We start from the raw sequence: 20,695 nt of genomic DNA, 5'->3' as shown, positions 1-20,695 counted from the left end.
CTGAAACCAACGATGTTATGTCCATCGAATCACGCAACCAAGCACGCGATGGTGGATGTCTGGTTTTCAAATCCCGTCTAAGCGCACCGAGTAAGGAGAGAGACAAACAGTTTTATCGTTTGGCTCACGACCGATCGAGGGCATCGGGAACCGATGCGCGCCCGGGGCTCCTTTTCTTTCGTCTATTTCTTTTGGAGAAGCAAAAGAAATAGACCTGCCGCGCGGCAGCCCGCGCACCAAAATCCATCGTGCCGCAGGCACATAAAACCTATAACCCACCATGCGATACCAAACAATTCACGCAACCAAGTACGCCAATGGTAGATGCATGGTTTTCAAATCCCGTCCAAGCGCACCGAGTGAGGAGGGAGACAAACAGCTTTATCGTTTGGCTCACGAACGACCGAGGGCACAGCGGAGCTGGGCGCGCCCGGGGCTCGTTTTCTTTGGTTCGTTTCTTTTGGAGAAGCAAAAGAAATGAACCCGTCCGCGCGACGGAAACGCGCATCGAAATCCATCGTGCCGCAGGCACATAAAAAAAGCAGGTATACAAATAGAGCAATTGATAGACAAAGCTTATAAGCTAATACCTACCCCCCCGTCTGCGACATAAACCGAATAATCTTCCCCGGCTGCTCTTTGAACTCATGCCGCTCCGGTTTTAGCTCAATCGCCTCTTTTAATGCCGCAAGGATTTCAGAATCCGAAGCTCCGCCACGCAACAAAGGCGCAAATTCGAATTTTTCTTCTTGCCCCAAACACATATACAAAGTGCCATCGACCGCCAAGCGCACGCGATTACACGTGGCGCAAAAATGTTGCGAAATCGGCGTGATAAAACCGACTCGACCGCTACCGTCGGCAGTTTGCCAATAGCGAGCTGGGCCACCACCCAGCTCGGCCACTTCGGGAATCAGAGCAAATTGCTGTACCAGTTGCTCGCGCACTGGATTCAAATCGAGATACTGCGCATTGCGGCCAGTATCGCCCATCGGCATCGCTTCAATTAGCCGCAAGATAAAGTCATTTTCGAGGCAGAAGGCGACCATTCGGCTGATTTCGTGGTCATTGACGCCACGCATGGCGACCATATTGAGTTTAATCGGCGCAAAGCCAGCGGCTTTGCCCGCCATAATGCCCGCCATAATCGCGTCAAAACTATCGCGGCCGGTGATGGTATTAATACAGCCTTTATCGAGCGAATCGAGGCTGACATTGATGCGTTTTACGCCAGCCGCTTTTAGCGCGGAAGCGTGTTTAACCAGTTGCGTCGCGTTGGTCGACAAAGACAGATCTTCGATGCCGGGCAAAACGGCCAAACGCGCCGCAAGTTCAGGCAAATTCTTGCGCAATAGCGGTTCACCGCCAGTCAAACGCACGCGCGACACGCCAGCCTGTGCAAAAATGCCGACTAATCGCGTGATTTCATCGAAATTCAGCCAATTCTTTGGCTCTTCGTAACCATCAAAACCCTTCGGCAAGCAATAATTGCAGCGCAAATCGCAGCGATCAGTCACCGACAATCGTAGATAACGGATGGCGCGACCAAATCGGTCGGCTAACCCCCGATCTGATGACACTGGCGAAGTACTGATGAGGTTTTGCATGATTCCCTATGAACGGCGTATTACAAAGGGGCGAACAAGCAACGCCCAGTGTTAAGAGATGAGTCGAACTGTACGAGTAAATCTATCGCGGCGGAATCTATATTCAACACAACACATTGTTGCACTCGATGGAATAGTCTGCGATCTGAAGCCACACGCCGCACCTATTACTATAAAAGAATTCTTGCTCCATGCTGCTTGCATTAAGGACTACCTCTTATTAGATAGCCGCAGCTAGAGCCAAATACCTGCCGCGCAAGCAGCACCTTCCGTATACTGACACTCATGCTTTCTATTGCCCAACTGGCCGCCCAACGCGGCAATCGCCTTTTGTTTTCTGCGCTCTCACTCACGTTCCAAGCGGGCGATTGTGTGCATTTACGCGGTGAAAATGGCGTGGGCAAAACAACGTTACTCAAGTTGCTTGCAGGTCTCACGCAGCCGCTGCACGGTGAAATTAGTTGGGGCGAGCAAAAGATTGCAAAGCTTGGCGACGATTATTACGCGCAGTTGCATTACCTCGGTCATAAAGACGCACTGAAAGAGTTGCTCAGTCCCTTTGACAATTTACAGCTCACGGCCAAACTGGCGGGCAATCCACTCTCTGAAGCGGCGGTTTTGCAGGCTTTGGCGCAAGTCGGTTTGGCGCGGCAATCCGATTTACCGGTGCGGAGCTTGTCACAAGGGCAGAAAAAACGCGCTGCATTGGCGCGACTAGTGGCTACGCCCCGTCCGCTGTGGTTGCTAGACGAGCCGTTTGTGGGTTTAGACGCCAAAGCGCAAGAACAACTCGGAACATGGATCAGCGAACATTGCTCCAACGGAGGTATCACGATCTTTACCTCGCATCAAATCATTCCTGAGACTATACCCAACCTCACCGAACTCAATCTATCGGTGAAAAAATGAGCTACAGCCGTTTTTTCCTCACCGTCATTCAACGTGATCTACTGCTCGCATGGCAACAACGTGGTGATTTACTAGTTGGACTGGTTTTCTTTGTCTTAGTCGCCAGTCTATTTCCGCTCGCCGTCGGACCCGAGCCGCAATTGCTGGCGCGGATCGGCCCCGGCGTGTTGTGGGTAGCGGCGATTTTGGCCAATTTACTCGCGCTACCACGGCTGTTTCACGCCGACTGGCAAGACGGCACGCTCGAACAACTGCTGCTTGCGCCAGCCCCCGCCAGCGTAATGGTCGCCGGCAAACTCATCGCCCATTGGCTGAGCACTGGCGTACCACTGACCTTGATTGCCCCGCTACTGGGCATTCAATACGGCTTAGAGGCTGATGCATTATTGATGCTGATGGCGACGCTACTGATTGGCACACCAACCCTCAGCGCACTCGGCAGCGTTGGCGCAGCGCTGACCTTGGGCGTACGCCAAGGCGAAATGCTCTTGGCCTTGCTGGCGCTACCGCTGTACGCGCCTGTGCTGATTTTCGGCAGCGGCGCGGTGGCGGCGGTCAGTGGCGGATTAACCGGTTACGCCGAATTGTCATTACTGGCGGCGATTCTGTGCGGATCGCTATTTTTAGCGCCATGGTTAGCAGCGATGGCCATGCGGCTGGCGGTGGAGTAAGCGATGCTTTCAAGTCCGCATTCTTTGCAGTGCCTACGGCACATTGCTTTACAGTCGCAATCCGCGACAAGGACTTACTTTCTTTGGGATTTTATATATTCAGTCCCCAAAGAAAATCAGCAAAGAAAGGCGCACCTATATCTGCACCGACTTCGTCGGCTTGATATCGAGAGATTTAAAAACCTCAGTCCACCGAGCATGACATCGTATCAGCACAAAATCTCAATACAGCAACATCACAAATGCAGTGCCGCGATGATTGGGCAGGGGCTTAAACCCCCGTTAAAGCGCGCACCGCGTGAGGAGAGAGACCAACAGCTTCATCGTTTGGCTCACGACGAGCAAGGGAACAGCGGAGCTGGGCGCGCCTCGGGGCTCCTTTGGGGTAAAGCGGGCTTTGGAGAAGCAAAGCCCCCTTCCTGCTGCGCGGCAGCCCGCGCACTAAAAAACACGCGGCATCGCCGCATAACAGAGCAGTAAAAATGAAACCGAACCCTGAAGCCCCACGCTGGCTAAACCTATTTCACTTCGCCTCGCCACTGCAGTTCTACCCGCTGGCCGGCAAACTGCTGCCATTTTTTGCAACACTCGCCACGCTGCTGGCAATCGCTGGTCTATGGCTCGGTTTTGCCCTTGCCCCCGCTGATGCGCAACAAGGGGAAGGCTATCGGATTATTTTCCTGCACGTACCAACGAGCTGGATGGCGATGTTTATTTATATCGTGATGGCGTTTTGGTCAGTGATGCATTTAATTTTACGCACGCGGCTATCGGCGATGATGGCGCAAGCACTCGCGCCAACTGGTGCGCTGATGGCGTTTTTATCACTCGTCACTGGTGCGCTGTGGGGCAAGCCGATGTGGGGCACGTATTGGGTGTGGGATGCGCGGCTGACGTCGATGTTGCTGCTGTTTTTTCTGTATCTGGGTTTTATCGCACTCACGCGCAGTATCGATGAACCTGATCGCGCCGACAAAGCAGGCTCGGTGCTCGCGATTGTGGGTGTGTTTAATGTGCCGGTGATTTATTTCTCGGTGAAATGGTGGAATACGCTGCATCAAGGCGCATCGATTTCAATCGAAAAAGGCTCAACGATGGCGACCACCATGCTGATTGCAATGCTGCTGATGTCATTCGCAGCGTGGATGTACAGCATCGCAACGGCATTGTCCCGCGTTCGCACGCTGATTTTGCTGCGCGAAGGGCATACCCGCTGGGTGCAAGAACTCATCGCACAAGGAGCAAAATAATGGTCTGGAATTCCTGGAGTGAATTTTTCGCCATGGGCGGCTATGGCGTATATGTCTGGGGCTCTTTTGTCGCATGCGCTATCGGCCTATGCCTAGAGTGGGTATTAATCAAGCAACAGCGCAAAAACGTTCTGAAACAATTACGCCGGATGGCTTTAGCCGATGAACTAGAAAGGACAGCAGAATGACCCCTAGACGCAAACGCGCAGCGTGGATTATCGGCGCATTGATCGCACTGGCTTTGGTGACTTTTTTTGTCGTCAACGCCTTCCGACAAAATCTGGTGTTTTTTTATACGCCAACGCAAGTCGCAGCGGGTGAAGCGCCGCAAGGCCGCGCGTTCCGCATCGGCGGCATGGTGGTTGACAAAAGTCTGGTGCGCGCAACCGATGGGGTGACGATTCAATTTACCGTCACCGACACTGACAAAACCATTCCGGTGCAATATCGCGGCATCTTGCCGGATTTGTTTAAAGAAGGAAAAGGCGTGGTCGCCGAGGGTCGCTGGGAAAACGGTGTGTTTACTGCCAGCGAAGTGCTGGCCAAGCACGATGAAAACTATATGCCACCCGAAGCCCAAGACGCAGTGAATAAAGCGCATCAAAAAGCGGCGGCGAAAAAGGAACAGCAATGATTGGTGAACTTGGAACCTTTGCGCTGATTTTGGCGCTGCTGGTCTCACTGGTGCAGGGCACGTTGGGGATTTGGGGCGGCATCAACAACAGCCTGCCGCTGATGCGCGTGGCGCGCCCCGCGGCGGTATTGCAACTGCTGCTCACCGCGACGGCGTTTGGCCTACTGACGACGGCATTTTTGCAAGACGATTTCTCAATTCGCTACGTGGCTCGGCAATCGAATAGTCTGCTGCCTACCTTTTACAAAGTTGCTGCGGTTTGGGGTGGGCACGAAGGCTCGCTCTTGCTGTGGGTATTGATGCTATCCGGCTGGGGCGCTGCGGTGGCGCTGCTAGGGCGCAATTTGCCGCTGTCGGTGCAGTCTTTAGTCGGCGGCGTATTGGGCTGGATTGGTAGCGGCTTGTATTTGTTTATTTTACTGACGTCGAGCCCCTTCATTCGGCAACTGCCCGCGGCGAGCGACGGTGCGGATTTAAATCCACTATTGCAAGATTTAGGGCTGATTTTCCATCCACCGCTGCTGTATATGGGCTATGTCGGTTTCTCAGTCGCGTTTGCTTTTGCCGTCGCGGCACTACTTTCAGGGCGACTCGATGCCACTTGGGCGCGCTGGAGCCGCCCGTGGACGACGGCGGCGTGGGCAATGCTGACGTTGGGCATTATGCTCGGCAGTGCTTGGGCGTATTACGAACTCGGCTGGGGCGGCTGGTGGTTTTGGGATCCGGTCGAAAATGCGTCATTTATGCCGTGGTTAGCAGGCACGGCGCTAATTCATTCGCTGGCGGTGGCCGAAAAACGCAATGCGTTTAAGCACTGGACGGTGCTGCTGGCGATTTCTACTTTTTCCTTATCATTGCTCGGCACTTTCCTCGTTCGCTCCGGCGTGCTCACGTCGGTGCATGCGTTTGCGACCGATCCGGCGCGCGGCACGTTTATTTTGATTTTCCTTTGCGTGGTGATCGGCACATCGCTGGCGCTGTACGCGTGGCGAGCGCCAATGCTCGAAGGTGGCGGCGCGTTTGACTGGTGTTCACGCGAGTCTTTACTACTCGCCAATAACGTATTACTGGTGGTGGCCTGCACCACCGTGTTTATCGGTACGCTGTACCCGCTAGTAATTGATGCACTCGGCCAAGGCAAGCTCTCAGTTGGCTCGCCGTACTTCAATAGTGTGTTTATCCCGCTGATGCTGCCCGCTGTCATTTTAATGGGTTTCAGTGGCACGATACGCTGGAAATACCAAGACGGCCACGGCATTTGGTTGGCGAGCAAAGTGCCATTAATCCTCGCCATCGTCGGCGGCGCATTGCTGCCGCTGTGCTGGGGTACGTGGCGCTGGGGCGTTGCACTCGCGCTAGCTGCGGCGCTGTGGGTCGCGCTGATGGCGGTTCGTGACTGGAGTTTGCGTTTATTGAGTTACCGCCGCGCTGGCCTCAGTTGGTTCGCCGCATTCTGCAAAATACCGGCGGCGTTTTCCGGCATGCACATCGCTCACCTTGGCGTTGCCGTGTTTGTCGCTGGCGTAACAGTAGTATCGAGCTACGAGCACGAAGACGATTTACGGATGGCGATTGGCGATACACATTCAATTGCAGGCTACACCCTGCGTTTTGACGGTGTAAAACCCGAGCGCGCTAGCAATTATGCCGCCTTAGTCGGAAACCTCACCTTGAGCAAAAACGGCAAAGCACTCAGTGTACTCAAGCCAGAAAAACGCCAGTATTTCTCTAGCCAAATGCCAATGACCGAAGCGGCGATTCACCACACGCAAATCAAAGACATCTATGTCGCGCTGGGTGAGCCGATTGGTCAAAATCCATTTACTGGCGATTGGTTGGTGCGGGTTCATTACAAACCGTTGGTGGGCTGGATTTGGTACGGCTGCTTATTGATGGCTTTGGGTGGGTTGATTGCGCTTAGCGATCAGCGTTACCGCCAAAAACGTTTTGGGAAGAAAACACGATGAAACGTTATGCACCACTGATTATTTTTGCCGCACTGGTCGTGTTGCTCGCAGTGGGTCTCACGCTCAATCCGCGTGAAATTCCATCTGTGATGATAGGCAAACCTGCGCCCAATTTTAAGCTCGACCGACTTGATGCTCCAGGGCAGTTTTCCCCCTCTGAGCTTAAAGGCCAAGCGTATTTACTCAACATCTGGGCGTCTTGGTGCGGCGCTTGTATTCAAGAGCATCCGGTACTCAACGACATTGCGAAATCCTACAAGGTGAAGCTCGTTGGTCTCGCGTACAAAGACCGAGATGAAGACGCGAAAACTTGGCTACAAACGCGCGGCAATCCGTATGCCGTCGTCGTTGCCGACCGCGATGGTCGTGTGGGCATTGATTACGGGGTGTACGGCGTGCCGGAAACTTTTGTGATCGACAAGGCTGGCATCATCACCTACAAGCACATCGGCCCAATCACGCCCGAGGTGTTCAAAAACACAATCCTGCCCGAGCTACAAAAGGCACAACGATGAATTCAACATCAAACCCAGTTGTCCACGAAAGACACGAAAAGCACGAAAAAAGGCGAAAACAAGTTCACTATGCTTCGCCGCGCTTCACTCTCAGTTCACATAGGAATTTATCGTTAAGAAGTTGGCTTTATTTTCGTGCCTTTCGTGTTTTTGGTGGACTTTTTCTGTTTTTGACTTTATGCCTACCACTCGCAAGCCAAGCCAAAACCGCAGCACCAGCGGCCAGCGACCCGGCAGCCGAAGCGCGCCTGGTTGAACTCTCAACCGAGCTGCGCTGCTTAGTGTGCCAAAACGAAAGTCTTGCCAGCTCGCGCGCGCCACTGGCAGAAGACTTGCGCCGTGAAGTCCGTGAGCGGATTGCAGCAGGCGACAGCAATCAGCAAATCATGACGCATCTGATCGAACGCTACGGCGACTTTGTCACCTACCGTCCACCATTCACAACGCGCACCTTGATTTTATGGTTGCTACCGCCACTGCTGATGATGGCGGGCATTTTTTTACTTGTGCGCCGAATTCGCCGCCGCCGCGTCAATCCGCCTCAGGTCGACGAGGCCGCGCTAGCTGCTTTGCGCGCTGAATTTGCAGAATCAGAAGGAAAACCTCATGAACGCAGCTAATTTTGGTCTGTTTACCTTGCTATGCGCCGTCATGATCGTCGTCACTTTATTATTTTTACTGTGGCCGCTGCTGCGCGGGCGCTCACAAGCGGGCGATATTCGCCAAGCACGCTACGCATTGCATGAGCGCATATTGGCAGAACTCGACGACGATTTACGCGATGGGCGTTTAAGCGAAAGCGATCACCACAGCGCGCACCAAGAAGCGCAAGCGCGTTTAATCAGCGAAATGGGAACTGCAGACTCGGTGGCGGAAAAGCAGCTCGATCTACCGGCCAAGAAACTCGCAATTATTTTACTCACCCTCATTCCGTTGGCGGCTGGCGGTCTGTACATGCAGCTCGGCACACCAACGGCGCTCGACCCGATGACCCGCCAGCGCCCCGATATTGGTCCGAATGAAATTGCCGGCATGGTCAAAAAACTCGAGGCGCGCATGGCGCTGGAACCGAACGATACCAAAGGCTGGTTGATGCTAGCGCGCAGTTATCGTGCCCAAGCGCGTTACGCCGAAGCGGTCACCGCGTATGAAAAAGCATGGCCTGAGCTGCAAAAAAACGCCGGTGAATTGGCGCGTTTTGCCGGCGTACTGGCAATTGAAAAAACCAGCTTTGCGGGACGCCCGACCGAGTTATTGGTCAAATCGCTGAGCATCAATGCGTCTGAACCGGATGCGCTGATGCTGGCAGGTAGCGCCGCCGTCGAGCGTGGCGACATTGCCGCCGCCGTTGAATGGTGGAATAAATTATTGGCGCTACTTGAGCCGGGCTCAGAAGATGAAGTCTGGCTCAAAGAAGAAATCCGCCTCATCAAAGAAAAGCAACACACCACCGCCAGCTCGGTGCAGCATCAATGATGTATTGCCAGCTAGCCATTATTAATCAATAGCTAGCTGGCAATACGTCACTTAATTCAGATACCATCGGTTCACCAGTACAAGGCAGAGCTAGTTCTTCATCCGGCAAAGCAGGCATAATTAGACTCTGCTTTCAGTGAGACGCCCATGCCCGCCCGAATTTTGCTGCTCGAAGACGACGCCGACATCGCGGCCAATGTGTACGACTATTTGGCGGCGCGTGACTATCAAGTTGACGCCGCACTCAATGGCGCGATTGCGCTGCACTTACTCGAGCAACACGTATTTGACGTGCTGGTGGTCGATATTGGTCTGCCGGGCATTTCAGGGCTCGAAGTCGCACAGCGCGTCCGCACGCAACTCAAGCTCAATACACCGATATTGCTGCTCACCGCGCGCGACACTTTGGACGACAAAGTCGCTGGTTTTGGCGCAGGCGCAGATGATTATTTAGTCAAACCGTTCGCACTAAAAGAATTAGAGCTACGCATTCAGGCGCTACGCAAGCGCAGCCAAGGGCAAATGATCGATTCGATCATGCGCTGTGGTGAACTCAGCTACGACCCCCGCTCGGGCGAGGCGCATTGGCAAGGCCAAGTCTTAAAATTGCCACCGAAAACGCTGCAATTATTACTGATGCTGTTGGCACACAGCGGGCAACTGGTGACGCGCGAAAGCTTAGAAATCGCCGTGTGGGGCGAGGCACAAGACAGCAGCGATACGCTACGCCATCATTTATCGCAATTACGCCGCGCCTTAACGCTGGCCGATGGTCGCAGTCCATTACAAACGGTACATGGCCGCGGCTATAAACTGATCGAACTGGGCACGATAGGCGCACCATGAAGAAAAAACTCAGCCTACAAAAACGCCTCGCTTGGACGATGAGCGCACTGACCAGTGCAGCGATTATCATTTTTGCCATCGCGCTCTCGATGGCCGCCGAAGAGCGCGAAGAAGATTTAATCGATGAAGTGGTCAATACCGCGCTCGATGGCATCATTGCGCAACCCACGAGCCAACATTTTCTATTACCGAAACATTTGCAATTATTTCACGCGCCACTCGGGCAAGTGCCGGCGCAACTGCCTCCCGAGTTACTCCAATTTCCGATTGGCAATGCCGAATGGTATCAAGGCGGCTTGGAATTTCATGTCGGCGTACGCGAAAAAAATGGTGAACGCTGGTATGTGCTGTACAACACCGAAACGCACGAACGACGCTTGGATAATTTGCGCTTATGGTTATTGATTACCGCGCTGGGCGTGATTACTTTGGCGTGGATTGTCGGGCGCTATCTCGCCAATTCCTTATTATCCCAATTGGCAAGACTCACCCATTCGGTGCAAAACAACACACCCGTTGAACAATACGCTGCGATGGATGAAGAGGTCGCTATTTTGGCGCAGCGCATCGCTCAAGCTCGCGACGCACAAGTAGCGCTTTTGGCGCGGGAACGACAATTTACCGCGCATTTAAGCCACGAAATTCGCACGCCACTGACGCGCATCCGCACCAGTGCCGAGCTCTTACTCGACTCCAGCCCAGCTCCGCAACATGGCCGCATCGCCAAAATTGTGCATTCTGTTGATGAAATCGAAGGCAAACTACGCGGCCTCTTGCTGCTGGCGCGCGGCGTTGCACAAAAGCAAAGCACGCCGCTGTATTTGGCAGCAGCACTGAACGCAGCAGAGCAACGCCTGCCCGACACCAAGCGTGAATTGGATTGGCGCAATCAAGTTGCTAGCGATGTGATCATCGAAACCGATCCCGAATTACTCGCGCTACTACTGGATAATCTACTTTCGAACGCATGGCGCTATACCGAACAAGGTAGCGTCACCGCGACATATACCGACGGCGAACTCACGCTCAGTGACACCGGCTGCGGTATCGCTGCCGATGCGCTGCCGCATATCTTCGAGCCCTTTCGCCGCGCTAGCGATATTGCCGAAGGGCACGGGTTGGGGCTAGCGATTGTCGCCGCTATCTGTGATCGCATGGGCTGGCGCTACCACGTTGAAAGTGAAGTCGGCCAAGGCAGTCATATCAGCATACGATTTGTAGCTGACGTGTAAATCTCATTCCCAGATCACATCGAATCAACACGCCACAACGCCAGCAATAAGCGCTACTGCAAAATGCTGAGCGCGAATGGGCGATCCATCTCGCCCTCACAAAACCCTCACAGCTCACTCGCAAATCGCTCACAAGCACTGCATTAAGCTTGGCTCAATAGCAATAGCATGAGTGCGGATGATGCGGGATTTACGGTGGTGGAATGTGGTCGCGCCTGCGATTTTGGGTGGCTTTTTATTGTGGTTTTATCCACAAACTGATTGGGATCACGCGCTAATCGCGCCCTATTTTGATCCTCAACTGCATTTCTTTTGGCGCGACCAACTCATCCTGAGCACCGTGATGCACGATGGGCTCAAAATTGCGCTGCAACTGATCGGCTTGGCGACTTTTTTTTACTGGCTACACGCAAAAAAAACTAAGGCTCCCGAACAACGACGCTGGCTCTGGCTGTGGCTCGGTATTGTATTGAGCACGCTAACGATCACCACGCTCAAGCGTTTCAGCATTCACGCTTGCCCATGGGATTTGGCACGCTATGGCGGCTTTGCGGCTGAATTACCGCTGTTTGCCGATTTACCTAGTGGCACACAAGCCGGCCGTTGTTTTCCTGGCGGGCATTCATCTGGCGGGTATGCGCTACTGGCCTTTTATTTTTCATTCATTGGCAGCAATACCCGCATAGCCTACTGGGGACTAGCCGCGGGCTTGATCGTTGGCACGCTGATGGGCTGGACGCAAATGATGCGCGGCGCGCATTTCTTGTCGCACAATTTGTGGACTCTATTCACCGTTTGGTGTGTGTTAACGCTGTTCTATCTGATTTGGCCGCCCGCCACTCAAGCACAAGCGGAGGTGTGCCATGCGTAAATCACTGCGTAGTGAGCAATTAACACTGATTGCCGCCTTGTTTTTTATTTTGGTCAGCAACCCCGTTTTCTGGCAGCACTTGTATTCCGTGCAGCAGCCTAGCGGCGTAGCGGGCTGGTTGTTTATGGCGGTTGGCGCGCTTTTTCTAGTTGTCGTGCTCAATCTATTGCTAACCTTGCTGGCGCTGCCTTACGTACTGAAACCGGTCTTGAGCTTGCTGCTGATTATTACGCCGTTTGTGGTGTATTTCATGGCGCAGTTTGGCGTGATGATGAACGTCGATATGCTACGCAATGCAGTGCAAACCAATACCACCGAAACGCTCGATTTGCTGACGCCCAAGTTGGCCTTGTACTGGTTGCTGCTCGGCGGCCTGCCGCTGTTTTTTTTATGGCGAACGCCGCTGGTGTTTCGCCCACTACGCCGCGAAGCCTTAATTAAACTCGCCATCGTGCTCGCTAGCGCACTGGTGCTGGGATTGATTAGTTTTGGCTTTTATAAAGAATTCGCCTCGGTATTTCGCAATCACCGCGAGCTGCGCTATTTGCTAGCACCCAGCAATTACATTCAAGCGACCTCGAGCTACCTCAAGCAAAACGCAAAGCTTAAAGCCGTCGTCGTCGCACCGATTGGCCTTGATGCAACACGCAGCACCACTGCGGGGACTCGCCCAACACTGACCGTCATCGTGGTCGGCGAAACAGCCCGAGCCGCAAATTTCTCACTGAATGGTTACGCTAGAGAAACCAACCCACGACTGAAACAAGAAGCGGGCTTAATCAATTTACCCGAGGTGCGCTCATGCGGCACCGATACCGCAGTGTCGGTACCGTGTATGTTCTCAATGTTTGAGCGTAATAACTACAGCGCAGATCAAGCGAAAAGCCATCAAGGCTTACTCGACGTGGTGCAGCGTGCGGGTTATCAAGTGCTATGGCGCGACAATCAATCAGGCTGCAAGGGCGCGTGTGACCGCGTACCGAATGAAAATACTCGTGATTTTGCTGAAGTCAAACTATGCCACGATGGCGAATGTCTAGACGAAGCCTTACTACAAGGTTTACAAGGCAAAATCGACGCGATGCAGCGCGATACGGTCATTGTGCTGCACATGATGGGCAGCCACGGTCCCGCTTATTTCAAACGCTACCCTGCTGCGTTTGCCAAATTCCAACCGACTTGCGATACCGCGCAGCTCGATCAATGTACGCAAACACAAATCACCAATAGCTACGACAATAGCCTGCTGTACACCGATTTTGTTCTGTCAAATGTGATTGATTTATTGCGCAAGAACAGCAGCAAAGTCGATACGGCGATGACGTATATCTCTGATCACGGCGAATCGCTGGGCGAACGCGGCCTGTATCTACACGGCACGCCATACTTGCTCGCGCCTGATCAACAAACACACGTGCCTGCGATGTTGTGGTTCTCGCCTGAATATGCGGCAAGGGCGAATATCGATCTGTCTTGTTTAAAAGCGAAGGCCGGCGAAAAATACTCGCACGACAACCTGTTTCATTCGACCTTGGGCTTATTGAATATCAAAACGTCGCTGTATCAAAAAGAGCTAGATTGGTACGCTCCGTGCAGGAATAAATAACGATGTATTACCATCTAGCCATTATTAATAAAAAGCTAGATAGCAATACCTGCATTATTTAGGTGATATTCAAGTTGGGTTTTGATGCTGTGCCGCAATGGTTGAGCTGCGCGAAATCCCTTGTATCAAGCCGAGCGAGGAACAAGCGGCAAGGGGCTTTCGGCGGGCTCTGTTTTGTTAAAGCCCGCCGCCTTGTCGATTGTCCGCAGCGAGGTGTGGCGAAGCTTGGCAACTTGTTGCCTTAGCGAAGCCCATGGCCTTAGGCCAGAACGGGCGAAGCCGGACGCAGATACAGGGCGGCCTTCTTTTGCTTACTTTTCTTGGCCGTTCAAGAAAAGTAAGTGCCGCGCGGCATCAGCGCGACCACGGTGAATAGAAAATTAACGTATTCATTTAAGTTGAAGCGAGTTTTCATCAACATCAAATCTGAACAAACCCATTATTTCACCCCCTGCTCCACCGCCCAAATCGCCGCTTCCAGCCGTGAGCGGAAATTGAGTTTACGCAGTAAACTTTTCACATGCACTTTGACCGTACCCTCAGCGATGCCAAGCTCACGGCCAACCAATTTGTTTGAAAGACCATGCGAGAGGCAAACCAAAATTTCACGCTCGCGTTCGGTCAACGATTCCAGCATCGCATTGCGTTCGTTACCATCGTCTTCGCGCAGAGCCAAGGCCAGCGCACGGCCAAGGCGCTCGGGAATCGCCATTTGCCCTTCCAGTGCATCAGCCAAACTAGCGACGATTTCCTCTGGCTCCATGTCTTTCAGTAAATAGCCATCGGCGCCCGCGCGTACCGCAGCGACCAGATCGGTAGATTGATCCGACACCGTCAACATCACCACCCGCGAATCGACATCCAGCTCCTTGATCGCGCGCAGCGTGGCGATGCCGTCCATGCCCTTCATATTCAAATCCAAAATCACCAAATCAGGATTGTGCTGCTGTACCAGCACCAGCCCTTCGGCACCGCTGGCGGCTTCGGCCACCACGACAAAGCGCGGATCTAGCCCCAATAATTGCACGACCCCTTTGCGAAACAAAGGATGATCGTCGATCACAATCACATTAAATTGACTCATGAGATTCACCTTCTTTCATTGGATTCGACATCGCAAAAGGCGTCGAAGGAATAAATTTAAGTTGCACCAAGGTGCCGCGAGGTTCACGCCGTAATAATTGCAAATCACCGTGCAAACTCAAGGCCCTATCTTGCATGATGCCTAAGCCATAGTGCTGTTTTTTATGTGGGTTTTCATCGATCCCGCAGCCATCGTCAGCAATGCGAACGACGATGTATTCGCCCTCCCACGCCAAGCTAATCCACGCCTGTTGAGCTTTGGCATGCCGCTCAATATTGACCAAAGCTTCACGAACGATTTGTAAAATATGTATTTCCTCGTGGGCGGCTAATTCCACCCCTAACAAACGGTTTTCTAATTGAATTGAATGCTCAGCTCGCTCAGAAAATTCTTGTACCGTTTGCTCCAGCGCCGCGGTCAAGCCACGCTCGTTCATTTGCAAACGGAAGGTATTGAGCAATTCACGCAACTGGCGATATGCGCCATTCAGGCCCTCACGCAACTCACCCAAGGCCGCACTCGCGGTATCGCTACGCTGCACTTCCGGAAATTGATTTTCTAAGCGCACTACTTGAATTTTTAAATACGACAAAGACTGCGCTAATGAATCATGTAACTCGCGCGCGATCACCGAGCGTTCATCATGCAAGGCTAAGCGATGCTGCTCTTGCTTGCGCTTGGCATTGGCTAAAGCTGTGCCAATTTGTCTAGCCACCGCTTCCAATAATTGTTGTTGCCAATCGAGCAAAGCCTGTTGAGTTTTGAGCTGTATCGGCATAATCCCGTAAGTACGACGGCCATCACTTAGTTTAAAAACCGGTGAGTGGCTCGCAACTAAAGGGCGTTCGGCAGCCTCGGCACAATCGGCACAGTCGGTCTGTTCGCAAGCATCGCTGAGCTTGCTCGGCACCACGGAGATCCGAAACGCTTGCGGCGCTTGCTCGGTTTCGGTAATACAAATAGCGGCGTGCTCAAGCTCAACCACCGCACGCACATCAGCTAAAACTTCATCAAATGTCGCTTGATTCGGCTCTTGATCCGATAAGCGCTGCTTGGTGCGATACAGTAACTCAAGGCTGCGTTGATTTTGCGTTAAAGCCTGCGTTTTCTCGGCCACTCTTGCTTCTAAGGCTTCAATCCCCAGCACCAGCTCTGCGACCATATGATTAAACGCTTGACCTAATTGCGTGATTTCTCCAGCGCCATCTTCTGGTGCACGCACTTGCAAATCGCCTTGCTTGACCTTCTGTGCCGCAGCCGCCATTTGGGTCAATGGGCGGGTAACGCGTTGCCTTAACCACAGTAGCGTCAAGGCAAAAAACAAAGCCATCACCCCAATCGAGATCCATTGGAAATGCCCCAACCAGGCTAACCGTGACTCGTGCCGCGCTTCGATTGCGGCTACATACGCATCAATTAATGCGGCAAACTCAATCGCCCTAGGTAATAAACTCCCATCGGGTGCACGGTACAAGGGCGTAAACAAATCCTTCATTTCGGTACGCCACGACATTTCCATACGGTTATAAGCGATTCGAATCGGGTCGCTGGGATTGTCCGGCAAGTTTTTAAGTAGCGCAGGGCTATAAAGGCGCCGCTCAAATTCATCGATCACCTGGTGCAACATCGGACGGCTACCTGGAACAGGCGCGGGCGGCGACAAATGCGTTGCCACAATCAGATAAGTTTGTTTACGAAGTGAGCCGGCCACATTAATCGCTACGCCTTCGCCAGTGGTATTCACAACCATCGCCCAGCTCAGTATCAGCGCCAACAAAGCAGGCACCAGCATCAGCAACAACGCTTGGGTTATAAAGCGAACAATCGATGCCTGCCGAAAGTAATTCATTACTCGCAAATACAACTACCTCCAAATTTCCATTCGGTGAATGGAACCGAACTCCATTCAACGATAACTCCCGCCAAGCGGCGCCATCCTCTCGTCAATGAACTGTCAATTTAGTCTAGATCTCAGCATCTACTTGACGATTCCTTGAGTACACCATGACCGAGCTCGTTTAAGCAAATACCAGATGCCGCGCCACTACCTACAAAGAGGTGGTCTGCCGAGGTGTGGACGGAGGACTACCCCCTAAAGAGGCATTGTTGCAAGGTGCCGTACCACCTACTCTTCTTCAATCAATAGATAGGATTAATCGCGATCGTGGATACATCCCGCCGCAACTTACTTTTTGGCCGCAAACCACAAACAATCGCTGCGCCACGCCCACCGTGGTCCAAGCCCAATTTCGTTGATATTTGCACTCGATGTGGCGACTGCGTATCGGCCTGCCCCACTCAGATTATCCGAGTCGGCGACGCTGGGTTTCCTACTGTCGATTTTGCTCACGGCGAATGTTCCTTTTGCGGCGAATGCAGTCGTGTCTGTAACACCAAAGCAATTGAGCAAAGCGCTGCTGAGCCTTGGTCACTACGCGCAGTACGAACTGACAACTGTTTGGCCTTAAAGAACATTGAATGTCGAATCTGCGGCGAAGTATGCGACGTGCGCGCGATTCGTTTTGAATTAGCGATTGGCAAAGTAGCCAAGCCCCACATCAACACCGAGCAATGTACTGGTTGTGGCGCTTGTGTCGCGCCCTGCCCAAGTCAAAGTCTAAACATACTGGAAATAACGACATGAATATTTACAGCCTAGTCATTCGCGCAGTGCCCGGTCACTACGATGAAGTTCGCGCTGCGATTTTGGCGCAACCCGGCGTAGAAATTCATATCGAGCACGAAGGAAAAATCATCGCAACCGTTGAAGATGTTCCCGGTCTGCGTGGCTCAGACGTATTAAAAAATATTCAGGAAATTTCTCATGTCGCCTCAGCAACTTTAGCCTATGAGTACAGCGACGATGAGACTCAACCACCTAAAGAATTAGCAACACAAAAAACAGCCAAGGAGCATTTGTCATGAGTTTGGATCGTCGTGAATTTATTAAAATATCAGCCGTAGCCGCTGCAGCAGCCAGCGCTGGCATTCCATTAGCCCAAGCTGCGCCAGCGATGCCGACCGTCGCAGGCAAAGGCGACAATGCAATTCGCTGGGACAAAGCACCTTGCCGTTTCTGTGGCACTGGCTGCTCGGTTTTGGTCGGCACACAAAATGGTCGCGTGGTCGCCACGCAAGGCGACCCCGATGGAGAAGTCAATAAAGGCCTCAATTGTGTAAAAGGCTATTTCCTTTCCAAAATCATGTACGGCGAAGACCGCCTCACCCAGCCCTTGCTACGCAAAAAAAATGGCGTATATGACAAGAACGGCGAATTCACCCCAATCAGCTGGGAAGAAGCCTTCGATATCATGGAAAAGAAATGGAAAGATGCACTCAAAAGCGGCGGTCCTGAATCTATTGCGATGTTTGGCTCAGGGCAATGGACCGTCTGGGAAGGCTATGCCGCTGCCAAATTAATGAAGGCCGGTTTCCGTAGTAATAATATCGACCCAAATGCACGTCATTGCATGGCTTCAGCCGTAACCGGGTTTATGCGGACTTTCGGCATGGATGAGCCAATGGGCTGTTACGATGATATTGAAGCTGCTGACGCATTTGTGCTGTGGGGCTCCAATATGGCGGAAATGCACCCGATTTTATGGAGCCGCATTACCGACCGTCGCCTCTCAAACCCTAAAGTCAAAGTCAGTGTGCTCTCAACATACGAGCATCGCTCTTTTGAATTAGCCGATATTGGCTATGGACTAGTTTTCACCCCACAGACCGATTTGGCGATGATGAACTTCATTTGCCATCACATCATTTCGACGGGTCGAGTAAATCAAAAATTCGTCAAAGATCACTGTAATTTCAAAATTGGTGAAACCGATATTGGCTTTGGTTTACGCCCGAAACACCCTTTAGAAGCCAATGCTAAAACCAATGGCTACCCCGGTGCAGATGGCAAGCCCAAAGGCAATCCGAACGACATGAAACCAGGCTCATTTGAGCAGTTTTCTAAATTCGTTTCTGAATACACCGCCGAAAAAGTCAGCAAACTTTGCGGTATTCCAGTCGATCGCCTGATTGCGTTAGCAGAGCTGTATGCCGATCCAAAAATCAAAGTAATGTCGTTCTGGACCATGGGCTTTAATCAGCATACCCGTGGCACTTGGGCGAATAATATGATTTACAACATTCACTTGCTTACCGGCAAAATCGCCGAACCCGGTAATAGTCCATTCTCTTTGACTGGACAGCCATCGGCCTGTGGCACCGCGCGTGAAGTAGGCACTTTTGCCCATCGTTTACCGGCTGATATGTTGGTCGCCAATCCTGAACACCGCAAACATGCAGAAGAAATCTGGCGCCTCCCAGAGGGCACGGTGCCAGCCAAAATCGGCCTACATGCCGTTGCAATGGCGCGAGCTATTAAAGACGGTAAAGTCAAAGTGTATTGGCAAATGGCCAATAACAATATGCAGGCGGGCCCTAATATCAATGAAGAGCTCTATCCAGGCTGGCGTCGCCCCGACACATTTATTGTCGTTTCCGACCCTTATCCCACCGTCTCTGGGCTGGCAGCCGACTTGGTATTGCCAACTGCAATGTGGGTAGAAAAAGAAGGTGCCTTTGGTAACGCTGAACGCCGTACCCAATTCTGGCGGCAACAAGTCAATCCGCCAGGTGAAGCACAATCTGACTTGTGGCAAATCATGCAGTTTGCCAAACGCTTCAAAGTAGAAGACGTTTGGCCTAGCGATTTAATTGCCAAATCAGCGGGTATGAACGGCAAAACCTTGTTTGAAGTGCTGTTTATGAATGGCAACGTGAATCGTTTTAAAAATACCGATTTACAAAAAGGCTTTGAAAACTTCGAAGCCAAGCTGGCTGGTTTTTATATTCAAAAAGGTTTATTTGAAGAATACGCCGTCTTTGGTCGTGGGCATGGCCATGATTTAGCCACCTTTGATACCTACCACCTCGAGCGAGGCTTGCGCTGGCCGGTGGTCAACGGTAAAGAAACCAAATGGCGCTACCGTGAAGGCTCTGATCCTTATGTTAAAAAAGGTGAAGGCGTGCGCTTTTACGGCAATAAAGACGGCAGAGCCAACATCATTGCCCTGCCATACCAAGCGCCGCCCGAAATGCCCGACGCCAACTTCGATATGTGGTTATGCACTGGCCGCGTACTCGAGCACTGGCACACCGGCACAATGACCCGTCGCGTACCCGAACTGCACCGCGCGGTTCCCGAAGCCATGATATTTATGAACCCGAATGACGCCAAAAAACGCGGCCTACAACGTGGCATGGTGGTGAAAGTCGCATCACGCCGCGGTGAGATCACGGGTCGGCTTGAAACCCGTGGTCGAAATAAACCACCCGTGGGTTTGGTCTTTATTCCTTTCTTTGATGAAGGGCGATTGGTGAACAAGCTCACCTTGGACGCAACCTGCCCGATTTCGAAGCAAACCGACTTTAAAAAGTGTGCGGTAAAAGTCGTGAAGGCTTAATCAAACAAGGTCAAGCCAGATAAATTGTAGGTATGTAGACATAAGCATTCAATCAATAGAGCTAGCAGCAAATACCTGCTAACTCTATTGCTTAGGAGATCAAAATGAAGTCGTTGATGAGTATCTTATTTTTAATCTGTATCGGGATCAGTTCACTGGCTCACGCCGAGCTGAGATCACTCAGAGGCAGCGAAGTCATGAATGGCGATGTGCCATCAGAAAATTTTCGTTGGGAAAAAGACCGCAAGCCTTTGCCAAGACATTTTGTGCAGCAGCCGCCGATTATTCCGCACAGTACCAAAGGCTATTTAATTACCAAAGAGTTTAATAAATGTCTGGACTGCCACAGCTGGGATCGTACCGCCGATACTGGGGCGACAAAGATCTCGATTACGCATTTTAAAACACGGGGTGGTACAGAGCTCACCAATGTCTCACCGCGCCGTTATTTCTGCCAACAATGTCACGTTCCCCAAACCGACGCCAAACCCTTGGTCGGCAATACCTTTCAGCCCGCAGCAGGTTTGGTGAAGAAATAAAACTACATAAATAAACCACCACTTGCCGG

20 protein-coding genes are annotated in these 20,695 nt (G+C 52.2%); 17 read left to right on the top strand and 3 right to left on the bottom strand.

Features of this window, described 5'->3' with window-relative positions; translation table 11 throughout:
* Positions 1 to 590 precede the first annotated feature (590 nt).
* A complete protein-coding gene (moaA, locus tag GM173_RS08935) occupies positions 591 to 1,607 on the bottom strand; it encodes a GTP 3',8-cyclase MoaA (RefSeq protein WP_203571032.1) in 1,017 nt (338 codons plus the stop codon).
* 285 nt (positions 1,608 to 1,892) lie between these two features.
* Between moaA and ccmA the strand changes: the two genes are divergently transcribed.
* The 13 genes from ccmA (at position 1,893) to GM173_RS08870 (ending at position 13,584) form a co-directional block, all read left to right on the top strand.
* A complete protein-coding gene (gene ccmA, locus GM173_RS08930) occupies positions 1,893 to 2,516 on the top strand; it encodes a cytochrome c biogenesis heme-transporting ATPase CcmA (RefSeq protein WP_203571031.1) in 624 nt (207 codons plus the stop codon).
* Positions 2,513 to 3,187, top strand: coding sequence for a heme exporter protein CcmB (gene ccmB / locus GM173_RS08925; RefSeq protein WP_203571030.1), 675 nt, complete (start codon positions 2,513 to 2,515; stop codon positions 3,185 to 3,187). The genes ccmA and ccmB overlap by 4 nt, the downstream gene beginning before the upstream one ends.
* A 482-nt stretch (positions 3,188 to 3,669) precedes the next feature.
* Positions 3,670 to 4,437 carry a heme ABC transporter permease CcmC gene (gene ccmC / locus GM173_RS08920; protein WP_203571029.1) on the top strand — a complete coding sequence of 256 codons (768 nt, stop codon included), beginning with the start codon at positions 3,670 to 3,672 and terminating at the stop codon, positions 4,435 to 4,437.
* Positions 4,437 to 4,625 carry a heme exporter protein CcmD gene (gene ccmD / locus GM173_RS08915; RefSeq protein WP_203571028.1) on the top strand — a complete coding sequence of 63 codons (189 nt, stop codon included), beginning with the start codon at positions 4,437 to 4,439 and terminating at the stop codon, positions 4,623 to 4,625. Before ccmC ends, ccmD begins: the two co-directional genes overlap by 1 nt.
* Positions 4,622 to 5,071, top strand: coding sequence for a cytochrome c maturation protein CcmE (ccmE, locus tag GM173_RS08910; RefSeq protein WP_203571027.1), 450 nt, complete (start codon positions 4,622 to 4,624; stop codon positions 5,069 to 5,071). Before ccmD ends, ccmE begins: the two co-directional genes overlap by 4 nt.
* Positions 5,068 to 7,038 (top strand): heme lyase CcmF/NrfE family subunit, encoded by a 1,971-nt coding sequence (locus tag GM173_RS08905; RefSeq protein ID WP_203571026.1) that lies wholly within the window; start codon positions 5,068 to 5,070, stop codon positions 7,036 to 7,038. The genes ccmE and GM173_RS08905 overlap by 4 nt, the downstream gene beginning before the upstream one ends.
* Positions 7,035 to 7,553 (top strand): DsbE family thiol:disulfide interchange protein, encoded by a 519-nt coding sequence (locus GM173_RS08900; protein ID WP_203571025.1) that lies wholly within the window; start codon positions 7,035 to 7,037, stop codon positions 7,551 to 7,553. Before GM173_RS08905 ends, GM173_RS08900 begins: the two co-directional genes overlap by 4 nt.
* A gap of 170 nt (positions 7,554 to 7,723) precedes the next feature.
* On the top strand, positions 7,724 to 8,173 hold the full coding sequence (locus tag GM173_RS08895) for a cytochrome c-type biogenesis protein (protein ID WP_203571024.1): 450 nt from the start codon (positions 7,724 to 7,726) through the stop codon (positions 8,171 to 8,173).
* Complete coding sequence (gene ccmI / locus GM173_RS08890; protein WP_203571023.1) at positions 8,160 to 9,029, top strand: c-type cytochrome biogenesis protein CcmI; 870 nt, start codon at positions 8,160 to 8,162, stop codon at positions 9,027 to 9,029. Before GM173_RS08895 ends, ccmI begins: the two co-directional genes overlap by 14 nt.
* A 147-nt stretch (positions 9,030 to 9,176) precedes the next feature.
* Positions 9,177 to 9,875, top strand: a complete 699-nt coding sequence (locus tag GM173_RS08885) for a response regulator transcription factor (protein WP_203571022.1) — start codon at positions 9,177 to 9,179, stop codon at positions 9,873 to 9,875.
* Positions 9,872 to 11,107 (top strand): sensor histidine kinase, encoded by a 1,236-nt coding sequence (locus tag GM173_RS08880; protein WP_203571021.1) that lies wholly within the window; start codon positions 9,872 to 9,874, stop codon positions 11,105 to 11,107. Before GM173_RS08885 ends, GM173_RS08880 begins: the two co-directional genes overlap by 4 nt.
* 181 nt (positions 11,108 to 11,288) lie before the next feature.
* Positions 11,289 to 11,978 (top strand): phosphatase PAP2 family protein, encoded by a 690-nt coding sequence (locus GM173_RS08875; RefSeq protein WP_203571020.1) that lies wholly within the window; start codon positions 11,289 to 11,291, stop codon positions 11,976 to 11,978.
* Positions 11,971 to 13,584, top strand: coding sequence for a phosphoethanolamine transferase (locus GM173_RS08870; RefSeq protein ID WP_203571019.1), 1,614 nt, complete (start codon positions 11,971 to 11,973; stop codon positions 13,582 to 13,584). The genes GM173_RS08875 and GM173_RS08870 overlap by 8 nt, the downstream gene beginning before the upstream one ends.
* Positions 13,585 to 14,023: 439 nt before the next feature.
* Here the strand turns inward: GM173_RS08870 and narL are convergent, their stop codons facing one another.
* Both narL and GM173_RS08860 read right to left on the bottom strand, forming a co-directional pair.
* Positions 14,024 to 14,668, bottom strand: a complete 645-nt coding sequence (narL, locus tag GM173_RS08865) for a two-component system response regulator NarL (RefSeq protein ID WP_203571018.1) — start codon at positions 14,666 to 14,668, stop codon at positions 14,024 to 14,026.
* The gene (locus tag GM173_RS08860) at positions 14,655 to 16,517 is read right to left on the bottom strand and encodes a HAMP domain-containing protein (RefSeq protein WP_203571017.1); all 1,863 of its coding nucleotides are present in this window, start codon (positions 16,515 to 16,517) and stop codon (positions 14,655 to 14,657) included. Before GM173_RS08860 ends, narL begins: the two co-directional genes overlap by 14 nt.
* 315 nt (positions 16,518 to 16,832) lie before the next feature.
* On the opposite strand from GM173_RS08860, the gene napF reads away from it, so the two are divergent.
* The 4 genes from napF (at position 16,833) to GM173_RS08840 (ending at position 20,666) form a co-directional block, all read left to right on the top strand.
* Positions 16,833 to 17,312, top strand: coding sequence for a ferredoxin-type protein NapF (napF, locus tag GM173_RS16400; RefSeq protein WP_203571016.1), 480 nt, complete (start codon positions 16,833 to 16,835; stop codon positions 17,310 to 17,312).
* Positions 17,309 to 17,593, top strand: a complete 285-nt coding sequence (locus tag GM173_RS08850) for a chaperone NapD (protein WP_203571015.1) — start codon at positions 17,309 to 17,311, stop codon at positions 17,591 to 17,593. The genes napF and GM173_RS08850 overlap by 4 nt, the downstream gene beginning before the upstream one ends.
* Positions 17,590 to 20,127 carry a nitrate reductase catalytic subunit NapA gene (gene napA / locus GM173_RS08845; protein ID WP_203571014.1) on the top strand — a complete coding sequence of 846 codons (2,538 nt, stop codon included), beginning with the start codon at positions 17,590 to 17,592 and terminating at the stop codon, positions 20,125 to 20,127. The genes GM173_RS08850 and napA overlap by 4 nt, the downstream gene beginning before the upstream one ends.
* 104 nt (positions 20,128 to 20,231) lie before the next feature.
* Positions 20,232 to 20,666 carry a nitrate reductase cytochrome c-type subunit gene (locus GM173_RS08840; protein WP_203571013.1) on the top strand — a complete coding sequence of 145 codons (435 nt, stop codon included), beginning with the start codon at positions 20,232 to 20,234 and terminating at the stop codon, positions 20,664 to 20,666.
* Positions 20,667 to 20,695: the final 29 nt, after the last annotated feature.

This window comes from Deefgea chitinilytica, from assembly GCF_016881405.1.
Taxonomy (GTDB): domain Bacteria; phylum Pseudomonadota; class Gammaproteobacteria; order Burkholderiales; family Chitinibacteraceae; genus Deefgea; species Deefgea chitinilytica.
This window is presented reverse-complemented; position numbering and strand designations above follow the sequence as displayed.